The sequence below is a fragment of the Candidatus Melainabacteria bacterium genome (assembly GCA_003963305.1).
Taxonomy (GTDB): Bacteria; Cyanobacteriota; Vampirovibrionia; order Obscuribacterales; family Obscuribacteraceae; genus PALSA-1081.
In genome coordinates this window covers 247208-266417 of sequence record RXJR01000018.1, presented here as the reverse complement: position 1 = coordinate 266417, position 19210 = coordinate 247208, and the positions used below count along the sequence as shown (strand labels likewise).

Sequence of the window (19210 nt, the reverse complement as noted above, 5' to 3'; positions counted from 1 at the left end):
CGCGCTAAGGACGTTGCCGCGGCGCATATGCAGTCATAAGCAAGTTGAGCACCTCAGGAATCAGTGGCAGAGCCGGATTTGTGCGCATGCTCATATCTTCGAAACTGCCTCTAACAAGCTCAACCATTCGCTGTTCATACTGATCCTGAGGGATCCCTAGCTCAGCAACAGAAAGTGGTTGCCCGGCTAAACGAGCCAGATCGTAAACAGCACGTCTTAGAAGGACACACATTTTTTCGCGCGATGGAGTTTCGCCATTTTTCGCATCTTCATCGGTGAGACCGAGGAATTGTGCAGCCCGGGCGTACTTCTGATCTGCCACCCAGAGCGGATAAGTCGAGGTGGGCATGAACTTGCGCGGAATTTTGGAGTTGTATTCCAGCGTCGAAAGCAAAAAGACACCATTAGCCTTACCATGCGGAATATCGAACATGGCGCCCAGGCTGTGAGCAAGTGCATGGTTGATGCCGACGGATGCGTTTCCGATAGCCATGCCGGCCAGGCAAGCAGCGTTGTGCAATTTATGCCGCCACAATACCTGAGTTGGGTTTTTCAAAGTTTCAGGCAAGGCTTCGAAGATCAGGCGCATCGCCTCCAGTGCCAACCCGTCAGTGTAATCAGACGAGAATGTTGATGCCAGAGCCTCCAGCGCATGAGTGAGCGCATCAAATGCGGTATCAACAGTTATTTCCTTAGGCAAACTCTTAGTCAGATTGGCATCAATAATGGCGATGTTCGGCAACAAACATTCATCCACCAGAGAGAGCTTGCGCTTCGATTCATTATCTTTCAAAACAGCGAAAGGAGTCACTTCTGAACCTGTGCCAGAGGTAGTCGGAATGGCAACCAGCTGAGTTGGAACCACCTGAGGAAAAACAGAGATTCTCTGCTTGAAGTCGAGGAAGTTAACAGCCAACTCTTGTAACTTGAGACCGGGATTGTCATAGAAGAGACGAATTATTTTTGCCGCATCCAGAACCGATCCGCCACCAAGGGCGATGACAGTATCAACAGGACTCTGGCGCATGACAGCGACAGCCTTTTCCACTATTGAGATATCCGGCTCAACACCAACGTCTCCAAAGACGTCGACTTTGCAATCAGCAGGCAGTCTTTCCAGAACCATGGAGAGATGTCCACGGCGAGCAGCGGACCTCGAGGTTATAACAATGGCAGACTTAGTCTTGAGGCTGCGAAGATGATCGATACTGCCGGGGTTTATGTAAATGTTCTTGGTCGTCTGGAAAGTGAGGGTATAGTTTTTGCGTCTCGGCACACGCTTGTAGTTGAGCAGATTTTTGATGCCGACATTATCTGTAGTGATGTTGCCGCCGCCGGTTCCGCAGCCGAAACTCAATGTCGTATTGAGATTGTTATAAACACCACCCAAGCCGCCAATTGAAGTGGGCGAATTAACGATGATTCTGCCTGCGTTTATCGCATCGGCAAATCGCTCGATGACGCTGTCGTCTTCGCTAAATACACCGGCAGTGTGACCGGTGCCGCCCGCATAATTGATATCCAGGGCTCGATTGATGCCCTCATCGACTGAGTTGACGATGACGAAACCAAGCACGGGCATGAGCTTTTCGACAGCCAGCTTGTGATGCCGCAAATCACCCTCGAGCGGGCACAACAATATCTTCGTATTAGGATTGACGGTGATGCCGGCCTTTTCAGCAATTAAATCAGCAGGCTGACCAACCAGCTTGTAGTTCATGCCGCCGGTGCGAGGGTCGATCACGGCATCAGCAACTTTTTTCACTTCATCGAGACTGCAGACATGACAGTTGAGGCGCTGAAACTCAGCGAGCAAAGCTGGTGCAACTTCGGCATCAATGACGAGAGTCTGCTCCGAAGGGCACTCTGTGCCATTGTCGAAAGTCTTGGAGATAATTACATCCATCGCCGTCGAATCGTATGAAGCGGATTTGTGGATGTAAACCGGCGTGTTGCCAGAGCCTACACCCAGAGCAGGTTTTCCTGAGCTGGCGGCAGCCCGTACCAACTGCGTTCCACCCGTCGCAAAGATCAAATCTACTTCCGGATGCACCATCATCAGCTCCGTCTCACGACGCAGCCGGGGCGATTTTTCCACCCAGGTGATGAATCCTTTTGGTGCACCTGCCGCCAGAGCAGCCTCGTAAACAATTTTTGCTGCCAGATTGCTGCAATCTGCCGCCATCAAATGAGGGCTGAAAATAACACTGTTTCTTGTTTTAGCCGCCGCCAGACTCTTGAAAATAACTGTCGAAGTAGGATTGGTCACAGGCGTGATGGCAAGTATGACGCCAACAGGTTCGGCGACTTCCACAATATTTTCTTCGGGAAACTCGTTAATAATGCCAACAGTCTTCTTGTCGCGAATCTGATGGTAGTGAAATTCTGATGCGACAAAGTTCTTCAAGACTTTGTCTTCGATCATGCCCATGCGCGTCTCTTCGTGAGCAGCGATGGCCAGCTTGTGCACGTTCTCAATAGCGGCTACAGTCATCGCTTTGACGATGGCATCAACCTGCTCCTGCGTGTACTGAGTCCAGACGGCAGCCGCCAACCGAGCCTGACGCACAAGATGATTTGCGCGCTCCATGAGGGCTTGGTCATGGTCTTTAATGGTTGATGTCATAGGCTCAGTCCTTGTCTTTTCTGATTCCAACGGCTGCTAAGTGGGAAACTGGCTACCGGATGGTTACTAAAAAACACCGGAGAAACCGTGCAGTTGCACATCGTACCGTTTCCAAGTGTAGGCGAAATTCCATTTTTTTGTGCCGGCCGATTACAAATATGGAATAAACCTAATATTCTTATACGGGAAGGAAAATCGAAATTCCTGACACTCCAGCGTAGCTGAAGAGGCTTTTGGCGCGGCTTCTATTAGAATATCAAGGAATGAATTCAGTCCACCCACATTCCAGGTGGAACACGTAATTTACCCCTTGGAATGTAAATAAGTTGTGACTAAAATAGCTCAGGCGATGCCGATTTTCAAGGTTCAACCCAGTAACCCCTCCGGGGCGAAAACAATTCGTGGCAAAAGCACCCATCTCACCTCCTGCAGCAAAAATTGACCTGGCGAAATCTTTATCGCTTTTGCTTGGATTGGCATTCGTGTCGCAACTGGCGCCACTACATGTGATGCAGCCGTGCCGGGCGGCAGACTTTTCCCGAGCCAAGAAAGTTTTTGTGCCCCCGACACGCATTCCCCGACGTTTCGACGCCGAGTCAGCCAGCACCGAGGGTGACTCATACGGTGATCCTGGTTACACGACGCCGTCGTCGTACAAGTCGGGCAGAATTTCAGGCAAAACCGGACTGGTTCCTCCACCGCCACCTCTCACACCAACTTTGCTTCCGCCCAGCCTCTTGCACATGTCGGCACAGACGAGCGGAGAAGGCGCAGCGAAACCACAGCGCTGGTCGACCTCGGTTCAGAAAACGCTGAAACGTGCTTCAACATCACCTAAAGTCGCTTCATTTCTGGATCAAGCACAGGTTAAGGCGCAGAATTTAATCAAAGAAGGCAAGCTGGATCAGGCTCAAGAACTCCTCAAGAGCTATGTCAAATCTCTGCCTCGCGACACCGCTCTGAAAAACGAATTCGCCAAAGTATCGGTGCAGCGAGCCCAGCAGCTGCTCTCAGATCAGAACATCGACGCCGCGGGTCGTATGGCACGTGAGGCTCTGTCGGTGCAACCCCAGAACCAGGCCGCGCATACGGTTCTGGCTGAGGTGATGAAGAAGCAGGGTATGAGCGCCGAAAGCGCACCAGACAGGCTTAAAACAGCTCATGCGCTGCTGGCGAAAGGCAAAACCTCAGACGCAGAGATGGAATTCAACGCCGCCAACAGGCTGAAGCCGTCGGCTGACGCCTATGTCGGGTTGGGCGACGTCGCCATGAAAAACAACAATAAAGAGAAGGCCAGGCTCGAATATCAAAAGGCACTCGAACTGGAGCCGCATTCTGGCGCAGCGCTCAGGCAGATGGGCATCATCCGCCTTGGTCAAAGCGATATCGTCGGGGCAAATTCAGACTTGAGCCGAGCGCTCGTAGTTAACCCGAATGACAAAGTGGCGTCACAACATCTGATCGACTTGTGGCAGAAGCAGGTTACAACTAATCCACACAGCGCCAACAGCCACCTGGGTCTGGCAAGAGCCCATCAGTTGAGCGGCGATCTGCAATCAGCCCAGGCCGAGTATAGAAAAGTCGTGGAGATAGACCCGAACAATGCCAATCTTCCCGCGGCAAGACAGAGCTTTAAACTGGCACTAGCCAGGCAGGAAGCCCATCATGCTGTTGATGCGGCGCATAACCTGGAAGCGGCAGGGGCTCTGCAGGAAGCCCATGCCAAAGTCTCAGAGGCCGTCAAACTCTGCCCTGGCGACAGTTCTTTCAAGCTCTATCAAGCTCAACTGAGCGAAAAAATGAATGCTATGGCCGGAGCAGGCACAGGCGGTGCCAACGGGCTCGTGGCTGCAGCAGCGGCAGCAGGAGGATTGGCAGCAGCCGCTCCCGCGATGCTCTTGCCGGGCTTGACACCACAAGTGGCACCAGCATTCAGAAACACGACAGTCACCGCCGGGCAGGCTTTCAACGGCGGCGTCGCCGAGGCACCGCCAGCGATGTCACTGCCAGGCATACCGAAGCCGGCACCATTATCCACAACGACGCAAGTTTCCAGCATGTCGGGCTTCCTTACCAGTCTGAGAAATTACAGCGTGCAGCAAAAAGCACAATCGCAGCAAATGGAAGATGCTGCGCATGCAGCGCTGAAAGGCTTGACCGAACCGGCAACAGGGTCAGGACCAGCTCCGGCTGACATGGTCGCGCAGAGCCCGGTTTTAGCGTCCGCCAGTTCTAATCTAGCCAGCGTCAACAGCCTGCTTGGCAGCATCGGAGCGAAAAGTCTGCCCGGCGCAGGTTCCGGCGCACTGACCACCTCATCACAGTCGGCCGGCTCCACCGCCAGTGCCGCAGTGGCACCAAAATCTGTGACAGAGACAGTTGCAGCAGCAGCCGTTCCCGATTCGACCGGCGCCCTCGTCGCGCAGGCAGCCACATCGGAGAACCTGGCCAACCTTTCGGCGCAAGCCAGGGCCGCTCTGAAAACCAAAAAACCAGTCACTAAAACCGGCACGATAGCAAAGGGCAAGAGCCTGGCAGAACAAAACAAATTGCTGCAATCGCAACTGCAAGAAGCGCAGAAACAGCTTAACGCCCTTAAGTCGCAGCCAACATTGCAAGCGGAAACCCCGATCGCCAGCCCGGTTCCTTACATGTCTCCGACGACGGGAATGGCATCCCCGCAGTCTATTGCACCAGCAATTGGGATGGCTTCGTCCGCCCCGCCGACTACCGGTCCGTATGCACCCAGTTTCACTTCTATGCAGGTACCTTTGTCTCAGCTCACGGCCATGATGCCGCAAAATGCAGCAGGTCAACTTCCCAGTCAGGCATCTGAGGCCTCCGCACAGGCTCTGTCACTGACGCCGAACGGTGCTAGCGCATCGATGCAAACAATTCTGCAATCACTGCCTGCCTCGTTAACAAGCTCGGAAGGATTCCAGTCAGCTCTCGCGAATCTGCCAAACTCCGCGGCAGCACTGCAGTCTTTTGCCGCCAATCTGCCACCGGAAACACAGAGTGCGCTGCAAGCGGCGCTCAAGCCACCGATTCCGACGAACCATAGTTCATCGTCGGGTGCTGTGCGTCTCGAACTTGAAGGAGTAAAACCATCTCCGCTCGATATCAAGCTTAATGTGGTCCTCCACAACGATCAAAAAATCGCTCTGGCAGTGCCTTCGCCCGCGAATGCCGTAATCAACATGACCGGTCAACCTCAACGCATAGTCAAAATCAACTTCCCATCCAAAAATGTGCCACCAAACGGTGAAATACACGGCGTCATCAAGGTGCCCGGTCACAACTTGAGCCCTTCAGCCGATCTCTACATACCGAACATGTTGCCAGGTCAGGGCAGCGAACGCGACTTGCACCTGACTGTACCAATCTCGCTCAAGTAGACAACCGCGTATAAATTCCGCATTGATAGGAATAACGCCTGAATCTTTCAGGGCTTTTCCTGTTACTTGAGTGATTCGACAGTGCTAACGTCGAACTATCAAACCTGCTCGATCGAGTCTGTTCTTAGTCGTCTCAGACCGGGACTTGAAGAGGAACACATGCACAATCGAAAACTATCGAGAATAGCTTGTTGTGGGAGACCTGGTCGTATAACATTGATTGCATTGCTACTTCTCTCACTTGTAAAGCCGCTTTCAGCTGCTGCTACAACCTCCACGATAAAAATGCACAGCGGCGCCGATAAGAGACAGGCACAATCAATTTCGGAAGATTGGCATAAGGCTGATGCAGTCTGCGTAGGCAAACTACGCAGAGCTGACGGCGCAACTGGTGCCACACTGTCAGTGACAGAAGTATTGAAAGGCGATCAAAAGCTGAAAGGAACGACCTTAGAGATTCCGCTCGATCGCTATTTAGCCGGTATTTTTCCCAATGACAGCAACGAGAAGATTTCTCTTGCGCTCTTCTCGAGAGATCCGTCATCGAAAGTATTGGTCGCAACTGAACTTTATGATGATGCTGACAAAATTTCCGCCACAAGATGTCTGACCAGTATTTTCCAGTCAACGTCCGAAAGGCAGTCGTTGCAAGCACTCAGCGAGATGGTTCTTGATCCGTCCAGCCGTTGTCAGAGCCCTTTTAAGAAAGATGCAAAAACGCTTTTCAGAAAGGAGTTTCTCGCCGCACTGGGAACTATGCACGACAAAAGCAACTTCTCGATTGTCACCAATCTATATGAGAAGGCGGATATCGACACCAGGCACGCCCTGCTTGATTGGATGGCGTGCAGCGGAGATCGACGCTCGCTGCCTTACTTGATAGCAGCTGTTCCCTCTCCTGATCGTTCCTTGCGAAGCCTGGCACTGAGCCGATTGATTTATTACTACCCGGGTGACGTCGGCGTAGATGAATGCATCTCAGATGCTTACGAACACGGTTTTGCCGATACCAAAAACGTTGCTCTCGACTATCTTTCCAAACGTCGCGGCGGTGCATCCAAAACGGCAACCCAGGCGCGTCCGAAGACGAGTTATCAAAAGGGTGAAGAGCTTTACGCTGCCGGTAAATTCAATGAAGCCGTACCATTTTATATTCAGGAGATCCTCAATAACAAAAGCGACCCATATGCGCGCCGCTGGTCTGCACTAAAAGCGATACCATATGCATCGACACGCCAGAAGGATGAAATCCGCCATTCAATTTTGCCTCTCGTTACCGAAGACGCTCTCACGGGAAATTATCTGGAGGCAACAGACGCAGCCGAAATTCTGCAAAAGCTTAAGCACATAGACTGCCTCGACAGCATGATTACACTGCTGGACCGGATCGAACCACTTTTCGGAAAAGCCAATCGTATGGCGGCTTTCGGTATATCCAAACTGAACGGTCAAGCCAGACATAAGGCTGCGTCACATTTGCTCGAGAGAATCAAGTCTGAAAAATTCAGAAGTAGCAACGATCAGCAAAGTCAGCTGATCACTTTGCTGGAACTGATCTGGATAGCTGACCAGCAAGATCTGCACCCCGTCGATGAAGCACTGAAAGGCTCAGGAGCGCAGAGTATCTGGTCGAGCCTCAAACCACTGCTCGACAAAAACCTCAACAGAGGAGCTTTGCTGACCCGCATGCTCGCGAAAAGCAATGGGTTACCTCATCTAGCCAAAGACTGGATCATCGTTGAACTGGGAGATTTAAAAGAGACAGGCGCGGCAGACTTGATCCTGGAACACCTCAAGGAAATGAAGTTTCAGTACGACTACAATGTCGCAGGCGAAGCACTTCAATCAATCGGTGGCAGACATGTATGCGATGAGCTCGAGAAGCTTGCGCTCAGCAATGATGAAGTAAGCCGCAACGCAGTGGATGTGCTCTGTTCTATCGAAAAGGAAAAATGCCTGCCCACTCTTCGCAAAATCATCAATTCCAAATCAATCGCTAAAACAAATGCATTAAACGCGATGACTCGCATGGGTACGCCGCAAGATCTGGCTCAGTTGCTGCCTCTCAGTGATTACTGGACGGGAGACAGGCAATATCACTACTGGACAATGGAGGCCATAGCCGCAATCAGGCAACGGCATGGACTGAACGTGGACGGTCCTATAAATGGTGCCAAACGCACCGGCAAAGAAAAAGCCTCGGGCGCGGCAAGTAAACAAACCACTTAGCGGGAATATTAGTGACGAAACACAAGCAGGGTGCGTTCGTTGACGATTAGAAGATCTGCAAATTTCTAAATGGGAACAAGAATCGCAATCGTTGCGTGTATGCTGGCTACCTTTGCCTTTATGGTCTGGGGGCTGACAGGCGATTGCCCATACAGACCAGAATTCGATGAAGTACTTTCTGTGCGAACCGCACTGAACATGGTCCACACCGGAGACTTAAACCCTCACTGGTTGGCGCACCCGGGCTCGACCTTGATCTATCCGCTGGCCGGATACTTTCACTTTCTCAATGCTGTGTTATTTCATGGCACCATGTCGGACCCTGACTTCGACATTCCAAAATTCGAGTACGACAATGTCTGGCTGCTCTTCTACATTCCGCGCTATCTGAATGTCTTTCTGCTTATTGCCAGCATCCCTTTGATTTATCAGATTGGCAAACTAGCTTTCAACAAAGCAACAGCACCTATAGGAATATGGATCTTCGCAATCAGCCCCCTGGTGATTTCCTGGAGTCAGTTGCTTCGCTCTGATGTTTGTGCGCTCTTTTACACGCTCGTCGCCATCTTTGCCAGCCTTAAGCTTTGCCGCAAACCTACATTTGCAACACAAACTGTGTTCGGAGTGGCTCTAGGTCTGGGAGTATCCAGCAGATGGCCGGCACTGGCGGTGCTGCAAGTCTTTGTCTTCGTGACCGCATATTTGTTGTACCAGAACAGAAAAGACATGCAGGCCTTGCGACGAACCGGCTTGCTGGCAGCGTATGGATTGCTTCTGGCATTTGCTGTTTTCGCAATCACTTCACCCTATGTATTTCTGGATCCCACCACTCTGCACAAAGACTTGATCGAAGAAAAAGCGGCACACGGGCTGGGCTGCGATGGACTTACGCCACCAGAGAACTTCATGTGGTACATGACATTCGGTATACCGCAAGAACTGTTTCAACCTCAATGGGCAATGGCACTAGTCGGTGCCGCACTGGCCCTGTGGAAACGACAATTCTATGCGATCACACTAGCTGTCTACACTCTGGCGATTTTAGTGGGGACAAGCTTGCACGTATTCCATGCTGTTAAATGGCTCGTTCCTGCAATGCCCATGTTTGCACTGTTTGCAGCCAGCACGCTGGCAACCTGCGGTGGATATCTACATCGAAAGTTAGAATCATGGCTCAATCCCAAACTCGGGCTCATCTGCTACACGGTGATTATGGGCTGCTTTATGCTCTACATCGAAGAGAGCCCCTTCTTGCAAGTCTGCCGCAACAATACCGTTCGAGCGTTTGTCAGCACAGACATCATTTTCTATGAGTGGATAAATGACCACCTTCCTCATGGCACACAAGTCTGCTTCGTAGGAGTGTGGGAAGGAGCACACAAAAGCAACTTCAAAGTGCTGGATGTGCTCTGGGATCCAAGCTACTTTGATGTCGCATGTGGTGGCAACTATCAGTCACCATTCGACATTTATGAACAGGGCTACAAGTACTTCATCTGGACAGACAATCACTGTCCTCTTTATCTTGCAGAACCCCGAAAGTATCCACGCGAATGCAAGTTTTTCAAAGAACTGTTCGATAACAGCGAAATCGTAAAAGAGATTGAACCCAAAGAGATCGCTGTAAAAAACGCTTTTACCATCCTGCAGCGAGGCTTTCACTGGCGGCTTTATAAGTTCGTCCCCAAAGTACCAAGATTGCCCAATTAGTAAAAAGGCAAGTTCACATCACCCATTGAGCCGGCTTGTGATACAGATAGCGAATTGTCGCTTTGTCTGCCGGTGAAAGCACGTTGGTGACGCGATTCACATTCATGATGTCCCACATGCCCTGACTGTGAGCCTTAATGCCCAGCGCATGACCGAATTCGTGAGCAGAAGCCCCCTGCATTTTTACCGGAGTACTGTTGACCATAGTCGAAAGCTCGATTACAACCGGCTTCTGGCGAATCTTCACCTTCTGGGCCTGAGCAATAGGATAAATCTGAGCAGAGGTGATCCCACCGACAGAGATTCCCCCGGGCGAATCAGACTCTTTGAAATTATCCGTAAAGAAAACCAATATGTGAGCGTTGCGAGGATCGTCCGTAAAGGCAAAACTGAATAAGCCTTCCTTTTCAAACTCACGCCATTGCTCGATGCCTGCGGCAACCTGATCGTTTACTTCGGGAGTCCATCCGGGGCATTGCGTCACAGGGAAAGGGTCCGGGCTGAATAGAATCTGCGTCACCTGGTCGACGCGCGTGCTTTGAATCTGCGAAAACGGACACTCGGGCAGCTTCAAACCTGGACTGATCCAGATCAGTAATGGCATCTTCTTTGCTTCCCAACGCACCCGCTCCCAGTTAACGGCTTGCTCGCCGGGGTTGTAAGGTCCATTGTCGCCTTGATTACCGCCCACAGACTGGGGAGGCTGGGGACCCTGGTCAAGCCCGTCAATGAGATGGACACCATTGACTCGGGGCAGCGCGGTCGTCCCGCCTGCATATTGACTTGTTCCACCGCCAAAACTGGCACGGGGAAGCTTTCTTCCGTACTGAGCAAGAGCCGGACAGGCAAAATCAATCGCTAAGTAGCCCGAAAAGAAAGAAACGGCTGCGAGAATTGTTAGAGCTTTTGATTTCATTATCAAATCCGCGCCCGACTCGTTTTATGATCACTGAAAACATTGAAACATGTTTTGCGAGAAACATGTTTTCAGATCCAAGAATGTTTGAGCAGTCAAGACTGCCCCGGCATCCAGGATATCCTAAGCAGTAAGCTACCCGGCTTAGGAGCGATTCTATCCTCAGCGCGACAATTCGAATGGCAGATAATACAGGCACCTGACGTGCAGAAAGAGAAGACAGTCATAGTAGAAAGATATGAAACTCTGAGCGCAGAAATCGCTGAGGTGGTAGTTGCTCAGATTCGCAGCAAGCCGAACAGCTGCTTTGGTTTGCCGACAGGCAATTCACCCCTTGGTTGCTACAAACTTCTGGCGGACTGGAGCAAAAACAACCAAGTCGACTGGTCGCAGACCCGTTGTTTTCAGCTGGACGAGTACGTCGAAGCCGATGAGAGCATTACCTTTCAGCACTTCCTGCAAAGCAACCTGTACCAGTACACGAACGTCGCACCCGAAAATAAGTTCAATCCAGGCGGCTGCGACGACTATGACGCGCTGATCGAGTCGAAAGGCGGATTAGACCTGACCATATTAGGTTTGGGAACAAACGGCCATATAGCTTTCAATGAGCCCGGAACACCGCTTGAAAGCTGGACTCACAGCATCTGGCTGACCGAGTCTACACGCAAAGCTAATCAGTCATATTTTGCAGCCGGCACGACTGTGCCTTATCGTGCTGTCACCATGGGCATCAGAACTATTTTGAACAGCAAAAAACTTATTTTGATTGCCAGCGGCGCTCACAAGAAAGGCATCCTGGAAAAGGCTTTGCTTGGTTCTGTCGACCCTAACATTCCAGCTTCTTATCTCAGTTTGCATGCCCACGTGACGGTGCTCACAGATTTCGAATTTTAGAATCAAAGAGCCTTCCTGCACCACATGCAGTGCGGAGAAGGACGTCTACCGAAGCAACCAGTTCGACCAGACCCGACCCGGATTTAACGCTCAACTGACTGCGTCAGGTGGGATGCGGCAATTTTTTTCTACTGACCGTACAATGGATATGAGTTTTAAAATGGGATCTGGTACTACGGTTAAAACACGATGCTTCGTCGGACAAAATATCTGACACTGATATCTGCGATCTCCCTGCTTTCCGGACTGGAATTCATCGGAACTGAAGCACAGGCACAGCTTTCAAGCGATATGATTCCGCCTGACGTGACTCTACCGTCATCGACCACGCCCGCTACGGCTCCTACCGCCGCGACCGCAGCACCCGGCTTGAGCGGTGCTTCAAGTCAGGCTCCCGGAGTTGGCGGTGCAGCCGCTGACACAACACCAGGGCTGCCTGGTGCAGCTCAACGACCGGCAAACAGCGGCACCCCTCAACCGCCACCAACCGGTGCGAGCAATCCCGGCAATCCAATCGTTCCGCGGGGTCAGGGAAACCCGGGCGCAGCGATGTTCAGACCCGCCGTCATGCCTGATCCGAACAAGCCCGACCCAATTGCAATCATCGAGACAGACAAAGGCAACATCACAATCAGACTGTTCCGGAAGTTGGCTCCGATTACATCAGAAAATTTCATCGACCTCGTCACAAAAGGCTTCTACAACGGATTGATATTCCACAGAGTTGAGCCTGGTTTCTGCATTCAGGGTGGCTGCCCGCAGGGAAACGGGACAGGTCTATACATTCCCCCCGGAACCGGTCAGCCGCGTTTTTTACCGCTGGAAATCAGCCCCCAACTGCGTCACAACTCCGCCGGAGTAGTAGCCATGGCAAGATTTGGATCGAGTCCAAATACTGCCAGCTGCCAGTTTTATATTACGCTTGGTCCGAAACCGAACCTGGACAATCAATATGCGGTCTTCGGCGGAGTTTTAAGCGGCATGGATGTAGTCAACCGTATCGCTAAAGGCGACCATATCAAATCGATAAGCGTTCAAGAACAGCAATGACGCTGGCAGAGTCTACTGCCCAGGCAGTTCCTGAGTGATCGCCGGTGCTATGCGATCGATTAATTTTCTGCCGCCAAAATGATTCAAATGCGCTGTGTCCCAGAAATCGTCTTCGGTGAAATCTGGAGACTGACCGAGGTCAACGAACTTCACGTCAGGTCTTTGCGCAATGGAAGCGACTTTAGCTCTGAACTTATTGTAAAAGTCCGGGGGCATCAAGTCACGATTCTTTTTCGCTAACGGCATGTTAACGAGAACGACCTTGATGTGCCGCTCGGCGCAGACGTCGAGAACTTTTTTCAAGAATCCTTCCTGAATGCTCAAGTCCTTATCGCCGATACCATGATACCGCCGGCGGTACTCCTTTTCGCTGTTAGTCCAACGCTCTTGCGCTGATCCGTTAAGCATAAAGCCCGCTGTATTCTTGTCTGGATCGGGCGTGGCGGCTGCGATAGCGCTCTCTTTGGGAATGCCCACGAGATTGTAAAAGCGATCCACCACACGCTGCACTTCGTGTTGCAGACGCCAGCGCTTTCCGTAGAAAAAGCAAGAATGGCTGGCGACAAAATCCGCTTTATCGTTCCAGCCTGGCAAAAATGACTCGGCGTAACGAGGGAAATTATCCATGCCAACCAGACGTTTGAATGTAAATGTCGCCATTGGAGCAGGCAAATCTGAATCACTAAAATCACGCGGTGCAATACCAAACATCAAGACGTCAGGTTTCTTATCACCCTTCATAAAGTCGTTTACGTAAATATATGCGTCTGAAATCATCTCGCCGAAAATGGCCAGACTGTATACACGTTGCTCTGGCGCTCCGAGTGAAGCGAGCTTCTCTTCCAGGGCATTTGACCCGTGGTAATGGAAAATATCAGGCAAATGAGGGTTCTTCTCTGCATCCATAGCCCAGAACGGATGCATGATCAAAGAAGACCCGAGCAACATAACAGTCGGGCGCTGCTTCAGCTCGGCCAGACCATTTATAGCCAGATCGATTGAGCCTGTGCCGCTCCACAAATCACGAGTGGAGTCGTTAGCCGAGCCCTTTGGCTTGTGCTCGACATTAGTCACCGTGAGCACACCGTTGACCGCTATAAACAAGCCAATCGCCCAGCAGGCAGCAGTCTGCAAGCCCTTCTTCTTACCGTAGGGCTTTTGTTTTTGCTCAAGCCCTGCCGGGGCAGAACTCGAACGCTTGATTTCAACGGTACTCGGCAAACTCAGTCTCTGCTATGGATTGCAGCCCTGATGGCTAACACTTGACTATTTTAGTGGTTGCCGAAAGGAGAAACGCTAAAGCCGCTTAATACTGGCTGAGATTCGCTTAAATATGACTCACGAACCACCCGCTGAATTCTCTAAAATTTCTCACGCTATTACTGTGGCATCGATCGTGCGCCACCACCTGTGGTATCGCAAAACAGTATCGTCTAAATACTGTTTGGATCTAAATATGGTGGCAGTTCGGTATCACGATGCTGTTGTTGCGGAAGCGTACGAAAAGGCTGCACAAAGGGCGTTCCATTCGGTCCGGAAAACGGTGAGAGATTCGGCCCGCTAAACGGTACGGAGCCAGGTCCGGAAAAGGGCGCGACATCAGGCGCTCCGTCTGGAAGCTTGTGAATACCACGCAATGACTTGTTCAACTGCTTGATCATCTCATTCATTTGCTGAGTCATCTCATCAGGACGACCATTAGCAAAAGGCGCGAACGAAAAACTGCCAAACGGAACAACCATGTCTCCGCTGCCGCCCAAGCCACCAATGCTTCCCATGCCGTTGTTGCCGCCCAGACCGCCATTGCCGCCCAGTCCATTGCCGCCCAGTCCATTACCACCCAGTCCGCCAATGCTGCCCATTCCCCCGTTGCCGCCCAGACCGCCCATTCCGTTTAACTCAGGCACTGAAGGGAGACGACTGACTGACGGCGTTTCGACATTGAGAATTTTCTTCAAGCGAAAAACACGGTCGGCAACGCTCATAGACGGCGAAGCCTGACCAAAAACTTTAGACTCCAAACGCCCAAGGCGCTGTGTGGGCGGCTCACCATCGAAACTCTTCTTGAGAATTTTTCTTTCCAGAGCTGCAATCGAGGCTGAATCAGAGCCTGGTACCGAGCTGACCCGAGAAGCTTTAGCACGCTCTGCGGCAGACTGCTGTACTCGATCCAGGCGCTCGACCATGCCGCCATCCTGGGTGGCACCGAATAAAAGCAGCTCCAGACGCTGAATTCGCTTGTCAGTCGCATCTTTATCATAGGTCCGACCAAAATAACGCCGTTCTAAAGCGCCGATATCTGGTACGGACGACTGAGGCTGAGACTGAGCCCCACTGCCAACGGCAGGAGCGGCAACAGACGAACCGGCCGCAAACCAGGGCGATAGCGTCACTATTAAAATCAGAGTTCTTTTGCCAATACTCAACTTCGAAACTCCCACTCCGCTTAGAGATTACGAAACCGCGAGTCCTTTTCTAGAATACATTGTAAAGCGGTTTATAACCACCAAACAAAAAGCGCCTACTTTCGTAAGCGCTTTTTTGCAGTTGATTACGCGAGTTATTCGCGAACGATTACTCTTCGGAAGCGTGGAACTCTGCATCCACAACTTCGTCGGATCCGCCGCCGTATCCGGCACCGTATCCGCCATCACCACCCGTCGCACTACCACCGGTGCCGTAGTCATAGCCGGCGTTTGGATCGCCGCCCATATCTTCTCCACCGTTGGAGGCGCCGCCGCCGTGAGTGTTGGCAGCCTGTTGCAACAGTACCAGGGCACCGCGCAATTCGTTCATGATGCTCTTGATGGTTTCCTGATCGGCGTTGTCTTTGAGTTTCTGACGCAGATCGTTGACCAACATTTCGGCACGCGCTTTTTCACCTTGAGTGACTTTGTCGCCAAGTTCGCGAATGTGTCTTTCCACCGCATAGCAAATGCTGTCGGCTTCGTTGCGCACGTCCGCTTCTTCTTTGCGACGACGGTCGTCACTGGCGTGAGCTTCGGATTCTCTGACCAGGCGCTCGATGTCGTCTTTTGACATGTTGGTACTGGCAGTAATCGTAATTTTTTGTTCTTTTCCGGTCGACTGGTCGCGCGCGGTAACGTTCATGATGCCGTTTGCGTCGATGTCGAACGTAACTTCAACTTTCGGTTGCCCTCTGGATGCAGGTGGGATTCCGTCGAGTCGGAAGTTTCCGAGCAGTTTGTTGTCTCGAGCCATCGGACGCTCACCCTGGAAGACATAGATGTCTACCGCAGTCTGGTTGTCGTCGGCTGTGGAGAATACTTCAGATTTACGAGTTGGAATGGTCGTGTTGCGCTCCACCAACTTGGTCATCACGCCGCCCATCGTCTCGATACCGAGTGAAAGCGGAGTAACGTCGAGCAGTACAACACCTTTGACTTCACCACCGAGCACGCCTGCTTGAATCGCGGCGCCTACGGCAACTACTTCGTCGGGGTTAACGCTCTGGTTGGGTTCTTTACCACCGGTCAAGCTCTTCACGAGTTCCTGAACGGCAGGAATTCTTGTCGAACCACCGACCAACACAACTTCATCGAGAGCTTCGTAGCTAAGCTTGGAATCTCTGAGCGACTGCTCCATCGGTGCGCGACAACGCTCAACGAGGTGACGAGTCAGTTCGTTGAAACGAGCTCTGGTCAACTTCATCTCGAGATGCTTTGGTCCAGTGGCATCGGCTGTGATAAACGGCAATGAAAGGTTGGTTTCGATAACCGATGAAAGTTCGATTTTGGCTTTTTCTGCTGCTTCAGTCAGACGTTGCAAAGCTTGCCTGTCTTTGCGCAAGTCGATGCCTTCAAGGTTCATGAACTCGTCGGCGACCCAGGTGACGATACAGTGGTCGAAGTCGTCACCGCCAAGGTGGGTGTCGCCAGATGTTGCTTTTACTTCGAAAACACCGTCGCCTACTTCCAGTACAGATACGTCGAACGTGCCGCCGCCCAGGTCGAATACGAGAATCGTCTCGTTTTCTTTCTTGTCCAGACCGTAAGCGAGCGCTGCAGCTGTAGGCTCGTTGATGATACGCAACACTTCCAGACCGGCGATAGTGCCTGCATTTTTCGTCGATTGACGCTGCGAGTCGTTGAAATAAGCCGGAACTGTAATTACAGCGCTGGTAACTTTTTCACCGAGATACTTCTCGGCGTCTTCTTTCAACTTGCGCAAAATCATCGCCGAAATTTCTTCAGGCGAATAATCTTTGCCTTGAATAGCGACTTTGCAACCGCCGTCACCGCCCTCTTTAACTTTGTAAGAGACGATTTTCTTTTCCGACTCGACTTCGCTAAATCGGCGTCCGATGAAGCGCTTGATCGAATACACAGTGTTTTCCGGGTTCAACACTGCTTGACGACGCGCCAACTGACCAACCAATCTTTCGCCGGATTTAGTAAATGCGACTACAGACGGCGTAGTGCGCCCACCTTCAGCATTGGAAACCACGGTCGGCTGGCCACCTTCCATTACGGCTACCACTGAGTTAGTGGTTCCCAAATCGATGCCTACTGACTTACCCATCTTTTAAACTCCCTATGCTCCTAAAAAGCTGGAGACCCAACGGAATTATACTTGGGCCTCCGTCGTAAACGGTGAGACCCGAGACTTCTACCCGTCTATATTAAACGGCGGCCCGCCTTGCTCCAATGATGACAATCTGAACTAGTAAGATTAATAAACTTATACAAAGCTTTATAAATGCGCGGTGAAACTTTATTACCCTCCTTGGTCGGGGAGAACATGAATACTAAGTCGAGCATCTGGTCTCTGATGTTATTCCCTGCAAATCAAGCTTTAGTCGGTCTTGCCATCGCCAACATTGCACCAAGATCCTGACAGCTCTCGGGAATGCTTGCAGTGCCAACAGAAAGCACTAAAGATGCCATGTCAAACCCCTCTGCAAGCGGCGTACTGACTATCACGTCGGCAAGCCGGGAAGCAAAGCTGCGCGCCGACGTACCGTCTGTAAGCGGCAGCAGCAGCGCCAATCCGTTAGTCTCGTAGTGTCCGAGCAAATCAGTCTTTCTCTTCAAACGATCAACGCGCTTTGCTACTTCTTTGACGGCAGGCAGAGGAAGCGGGTCGGTCTGCTTGGGATTTTTGGCGTTGCGCACGGTCGCTTCAATAATGATGATGGAAAAAGGCTGACTGAATCTTTCAAAGCGTGCAAATTCTTTCTCCAGGAAGTAAAGATAGGCTGGATACGTGTAAAGCTCGGTATCTGCACGCAACATACTCTTTTCAAATGAACGCACTACCTGCCAATCAACGGGCGGAACGCCGCTCACCGGTTGCTTTGGAGTATCGGGCAATTGCTCCACGAAATGAACCAGGTCGCAACTGACAAGCGTATAAAGGATTAAGACCCAGTCAATCTTTGGCAGTGGGCGGCGGCGCAAGACTTCCACCAGGGTGCTCTTGCTGTCGATCGACTGATAAAAGCCCTTGAGCAAGCGCAGATCGTTGCACGCGCCTTTGGCAACCATCTGCTCGAACATCGACTCAGTGATGTTGTTATGCTTCCGAACCAGAAAGCACTCCAGCGTCAACCCGCGGGCATTCAAAAATTTCTGTTGATCGTCAAAAGCTGCACCTTCCATGAGCAGCCAGTCAAGACGCTTCTTGACTGTCTCAACACGAGTTCTCGGCTCGGGATAAAACCGAAAGGCTCCTGAGCTCCAGCCGACAAGCTCGATGATAGCTGCATCGCCTTCAACTCCACGCATAGAGCAGTGCAAGGGTGACCCCTCAAAGAAATGCACATTTGCAACGTCTGTATTGGAGACAATCTCAAGGCGTCCGGTCATTTTGCCCATGGCAATTGATTGCAGAAGATTCGGCACCGAGAGATTTTCAATCTCCCCTTCCAGAGTCGGCCGCTGCAATTTCGACATACCGCTTGTAGTTGATTGGCGCTCTTGATTAGCAGACCCCGATAACTGGTCATAGTTGCTTGTCGTAACCTGGCTCTTCTTGAGCACCTCATAACCGTTTTGGGCGGCACTATCTGCCCGAGCAGCTTCTTCAGCCATGACGATCGGCTTCAGCAAAGCGCCCGGAAACTGCGCCGCCATGACGTTGTAAATGACACCGGGATCTGGCGTGACGTAGCTCCATTCCAGAATCGAATCGCCGCCGTGCCCGTGATAGAGCATCCAGAGCCAATCACCTTTGGTCTTATCGCGAAAAATAGTGAGAATGTAATCGTCGGGAGCTTCACCAAAAGGTAGTTCAACGGTGCGCCCGGAATTGGATTGAGCCTGAGCCTGCAAAGCGTAAATTTGCTTCAAATCAGGAATCTCTGCCTGATTCGGCAAACGAATGTTATGGCGATTATCCTGCCTCTGATTCTGAATCATCTAG

Annotated in this window: 11 protein-coding genes; 5 read left to right on the top strand and 6 right to left on the bottom strand. The window is 51.5% G+C overall.

The genetic code is table 11. The features are described 5' to 3' along the window. Nucleotides 1-4: 4 nt before the first annotated feature. The gene (locus EKK48_18535) at nucleotides 5-2626 is read right to left on the bottom strand and encodes a bifunctional acetaldehyde-CoA/alcohol dehydrogenase (protein ID RTL39862.1); all 2622 of its coding nucleotides are present in this window, start codon (nucleotides 2624-2626) and stop codon (nucleotides 5-7) included. 401 nt (nucleotides 2627-3027) lie between these two features. Here EKK48_18535 and EKK48_18530 point away from each other — a divergent pair, with 401 nt between their 5' ends. From EKK48_18530 to EKK48_18520, 3 genes are all read left to right on the top strand, one after another. Continuing rightward, on the top strand, nucleotides 3028-6024 hold the full coding sequence (locus EKK48_18530; GenBank protein RTL39861.1) for a tetratricopeptide repeat protein: 2997 nt from the start codon (nucleotides 3028-3030) through the stop codon (nucleotides 6022-6024). A gap of 159 nt (nucleotides 6025-6183) precedes the next feature. Further along, complete coding sequence (locus tag EKK48_18525) at nucleotides 6184-8253, top strand: hypothetical protein (protein RTL39860.1); 2070 nt, start codon at nucleotides 6184-6186, stop codon at nucleotides 8251-8253. 69 nt (nucleotides 8254-8322) lie between these two features. Then, nucleotides 8323-9963 carry a phospholipid carrier-dependent glycosyltransferase gene (locus EKK48_18520; GenBank protein ID RTL39859.1) on the top strand — a complete coding sequence of 547 codons (1641 nt, stop codon included), beginning with the start codon at nucleotides 8323-8325 and terminating at the stop codon, nucleotides 9961-9963. Between the two features lie 13 nt (nucleotides 9964-9976). On the opposite strand, the gene EKK48_18515 is transcribed toward EKK48_18520, so the two are convergent. Continuing rightward, nucleotides 9977-10879 (bottom strand): hypothetical protein, encoded by a 903-nt coding sequence (locus tag EKK48_18515; protein RTL39858.1) that lies wholly within the window; start codon nucleotides 10877-10879, stop codon nucleotides 9977-9979. 33 nt (nucleotides 10880-10912) lie between these two features. Here EKK48_18515 and EKK48_18510 point away from each other — a divergent pair, with 33 nt between their 5' ends. Further along, the gene (locus EKK48_18510) at nucleotides 10913-11776 is read left to right on the top strand and encodes a glucosamine-6-phosphate deaminase (protein RTL39857.1); all 864 of its coding nucleotides are present in this window, start codon (nucleotides 10913-10915) and stop codon (nucleotides 11774-11776) included. 549 nt (nucleotides 11777-12325) lie between these two features. After that, the gene (locus EKK48_18505) at nucleotides 12326-12826 is read left to right on the top strand and encodes a peptidylprolyl isomerase (protein RTL39918.1); all 501 of its coding nucleotides are present in this window, start codon (nucleotides 12326-12328) and stop codon (nucleotides 12824-12826) included. 12 nt (nucleotides 12827-12838) lie between these two features. Here EKK48_18505 and EKK48_18500 read toward each other — a convergent pair whose 3' ends face one another. From EKK48_18500 to EKK48_18485, 4 genes are all read right to left on the bottom strand, one after another. After that, nucleotides 12839-14047, bottom strand: coding sequence for a hypothetical protein (locus EKK48_18500; GenBank protein RTL39856.1), 1209 nt, complete (start codon nucleotides 14045-14047; stop codon nucleotides 12839-12841). A gap of 212 nt (nucleotides 14048-14259) precedes the next feature. After that, the gene (locus tag EKK48_18495) at nucleotides 14260-15252 is read right to left on the bottom strand and encodes a hypothetical protein (protein RTL39855.1); all 993 of its coding nucleotides are present in this window, start codon (nucleotides 15250-15252) and stop codon (nucleotides 14260-14262) included. Between the two features lie 148 nt (nucleotides 15253-15400). Then, nucleotides 15401-17368, bottom strand: a complete 1968-nt coding sequence (gene dnaK / locus EKK48_18490) for a molecular chaperone DnaK (GenBank protein ID RTL39854.1) — start codon at nucleotides 17366-17368, stop codon at nucleotides 15401-15403. 266 nt (nucleotides 17369-17634) lie between these two features. Continuing rightward, complete coding sequence (locus EKK48_18485) at nucleotides 17635-19206, bottom strand: DUF4388 domain-containing protein (protein RTL39853.1); 1572 nt, start codon at nucleotides 19204-19206, stop codon at nucleotides 17635-17637. Nucleotides 19207-19210 lie beyond the last annotated feature (4 nt).

What these genes read in the sequence shown, in the direction of transcription:
- EKK48_18535 (RTL39862.1), bottom strand. Translation starts at nt 2,626, where the DNA reads ATGACATCAACCATTAAAGACCATGACCAAGCCCTCATGGAGCGCGCA.
- EKK48_18525 (RTL39860.1), top strand. Translation starts at nt 6,184, where the DNA reads ATGCACAATCGAAAACTATCGAGAATAGCTTGTTGTGGGAGACCTGGT.
- EKK48_18520 (RTL39859.1), top strand. Translation starts at nt 8,323, where the DNA reads ATGGGAACAAGAATCGCAATCGTTGCGTGTATGCTGGCTACCTTTGCC.
- EKK48_18515 (RTL39858.1), bottom strand. Translation starts at nt 10,879, where the DNA reads ATGAAATCAAAAGCTCTAACAATTCTCGCAGCCGTTTCTTTCTTTTCG.
- EKK48_18505 (RTL39918.1), top strand. Translation starts at nt 12,326, where the DNA reads ATGTTCAGACCCGCCGTCATGCCTGATCCGAACAAGCCCGACCCAATT.
- dnaK (RTL39854.1), bottom strand. Translation starts at nt 17,368, where the DNA reads ATGGGTAAGTCAGTAGGCATCGATTTGGGAACCACTAACTCAGTGGTA.
- EKK48_18485 (RTL39853.1), bottom strand. Translation starts at nt 19,206, where the DNA reads ATGATTCAGAATCAGAGGCAGGATAATCGCCATAACATTCGTTTGCCG.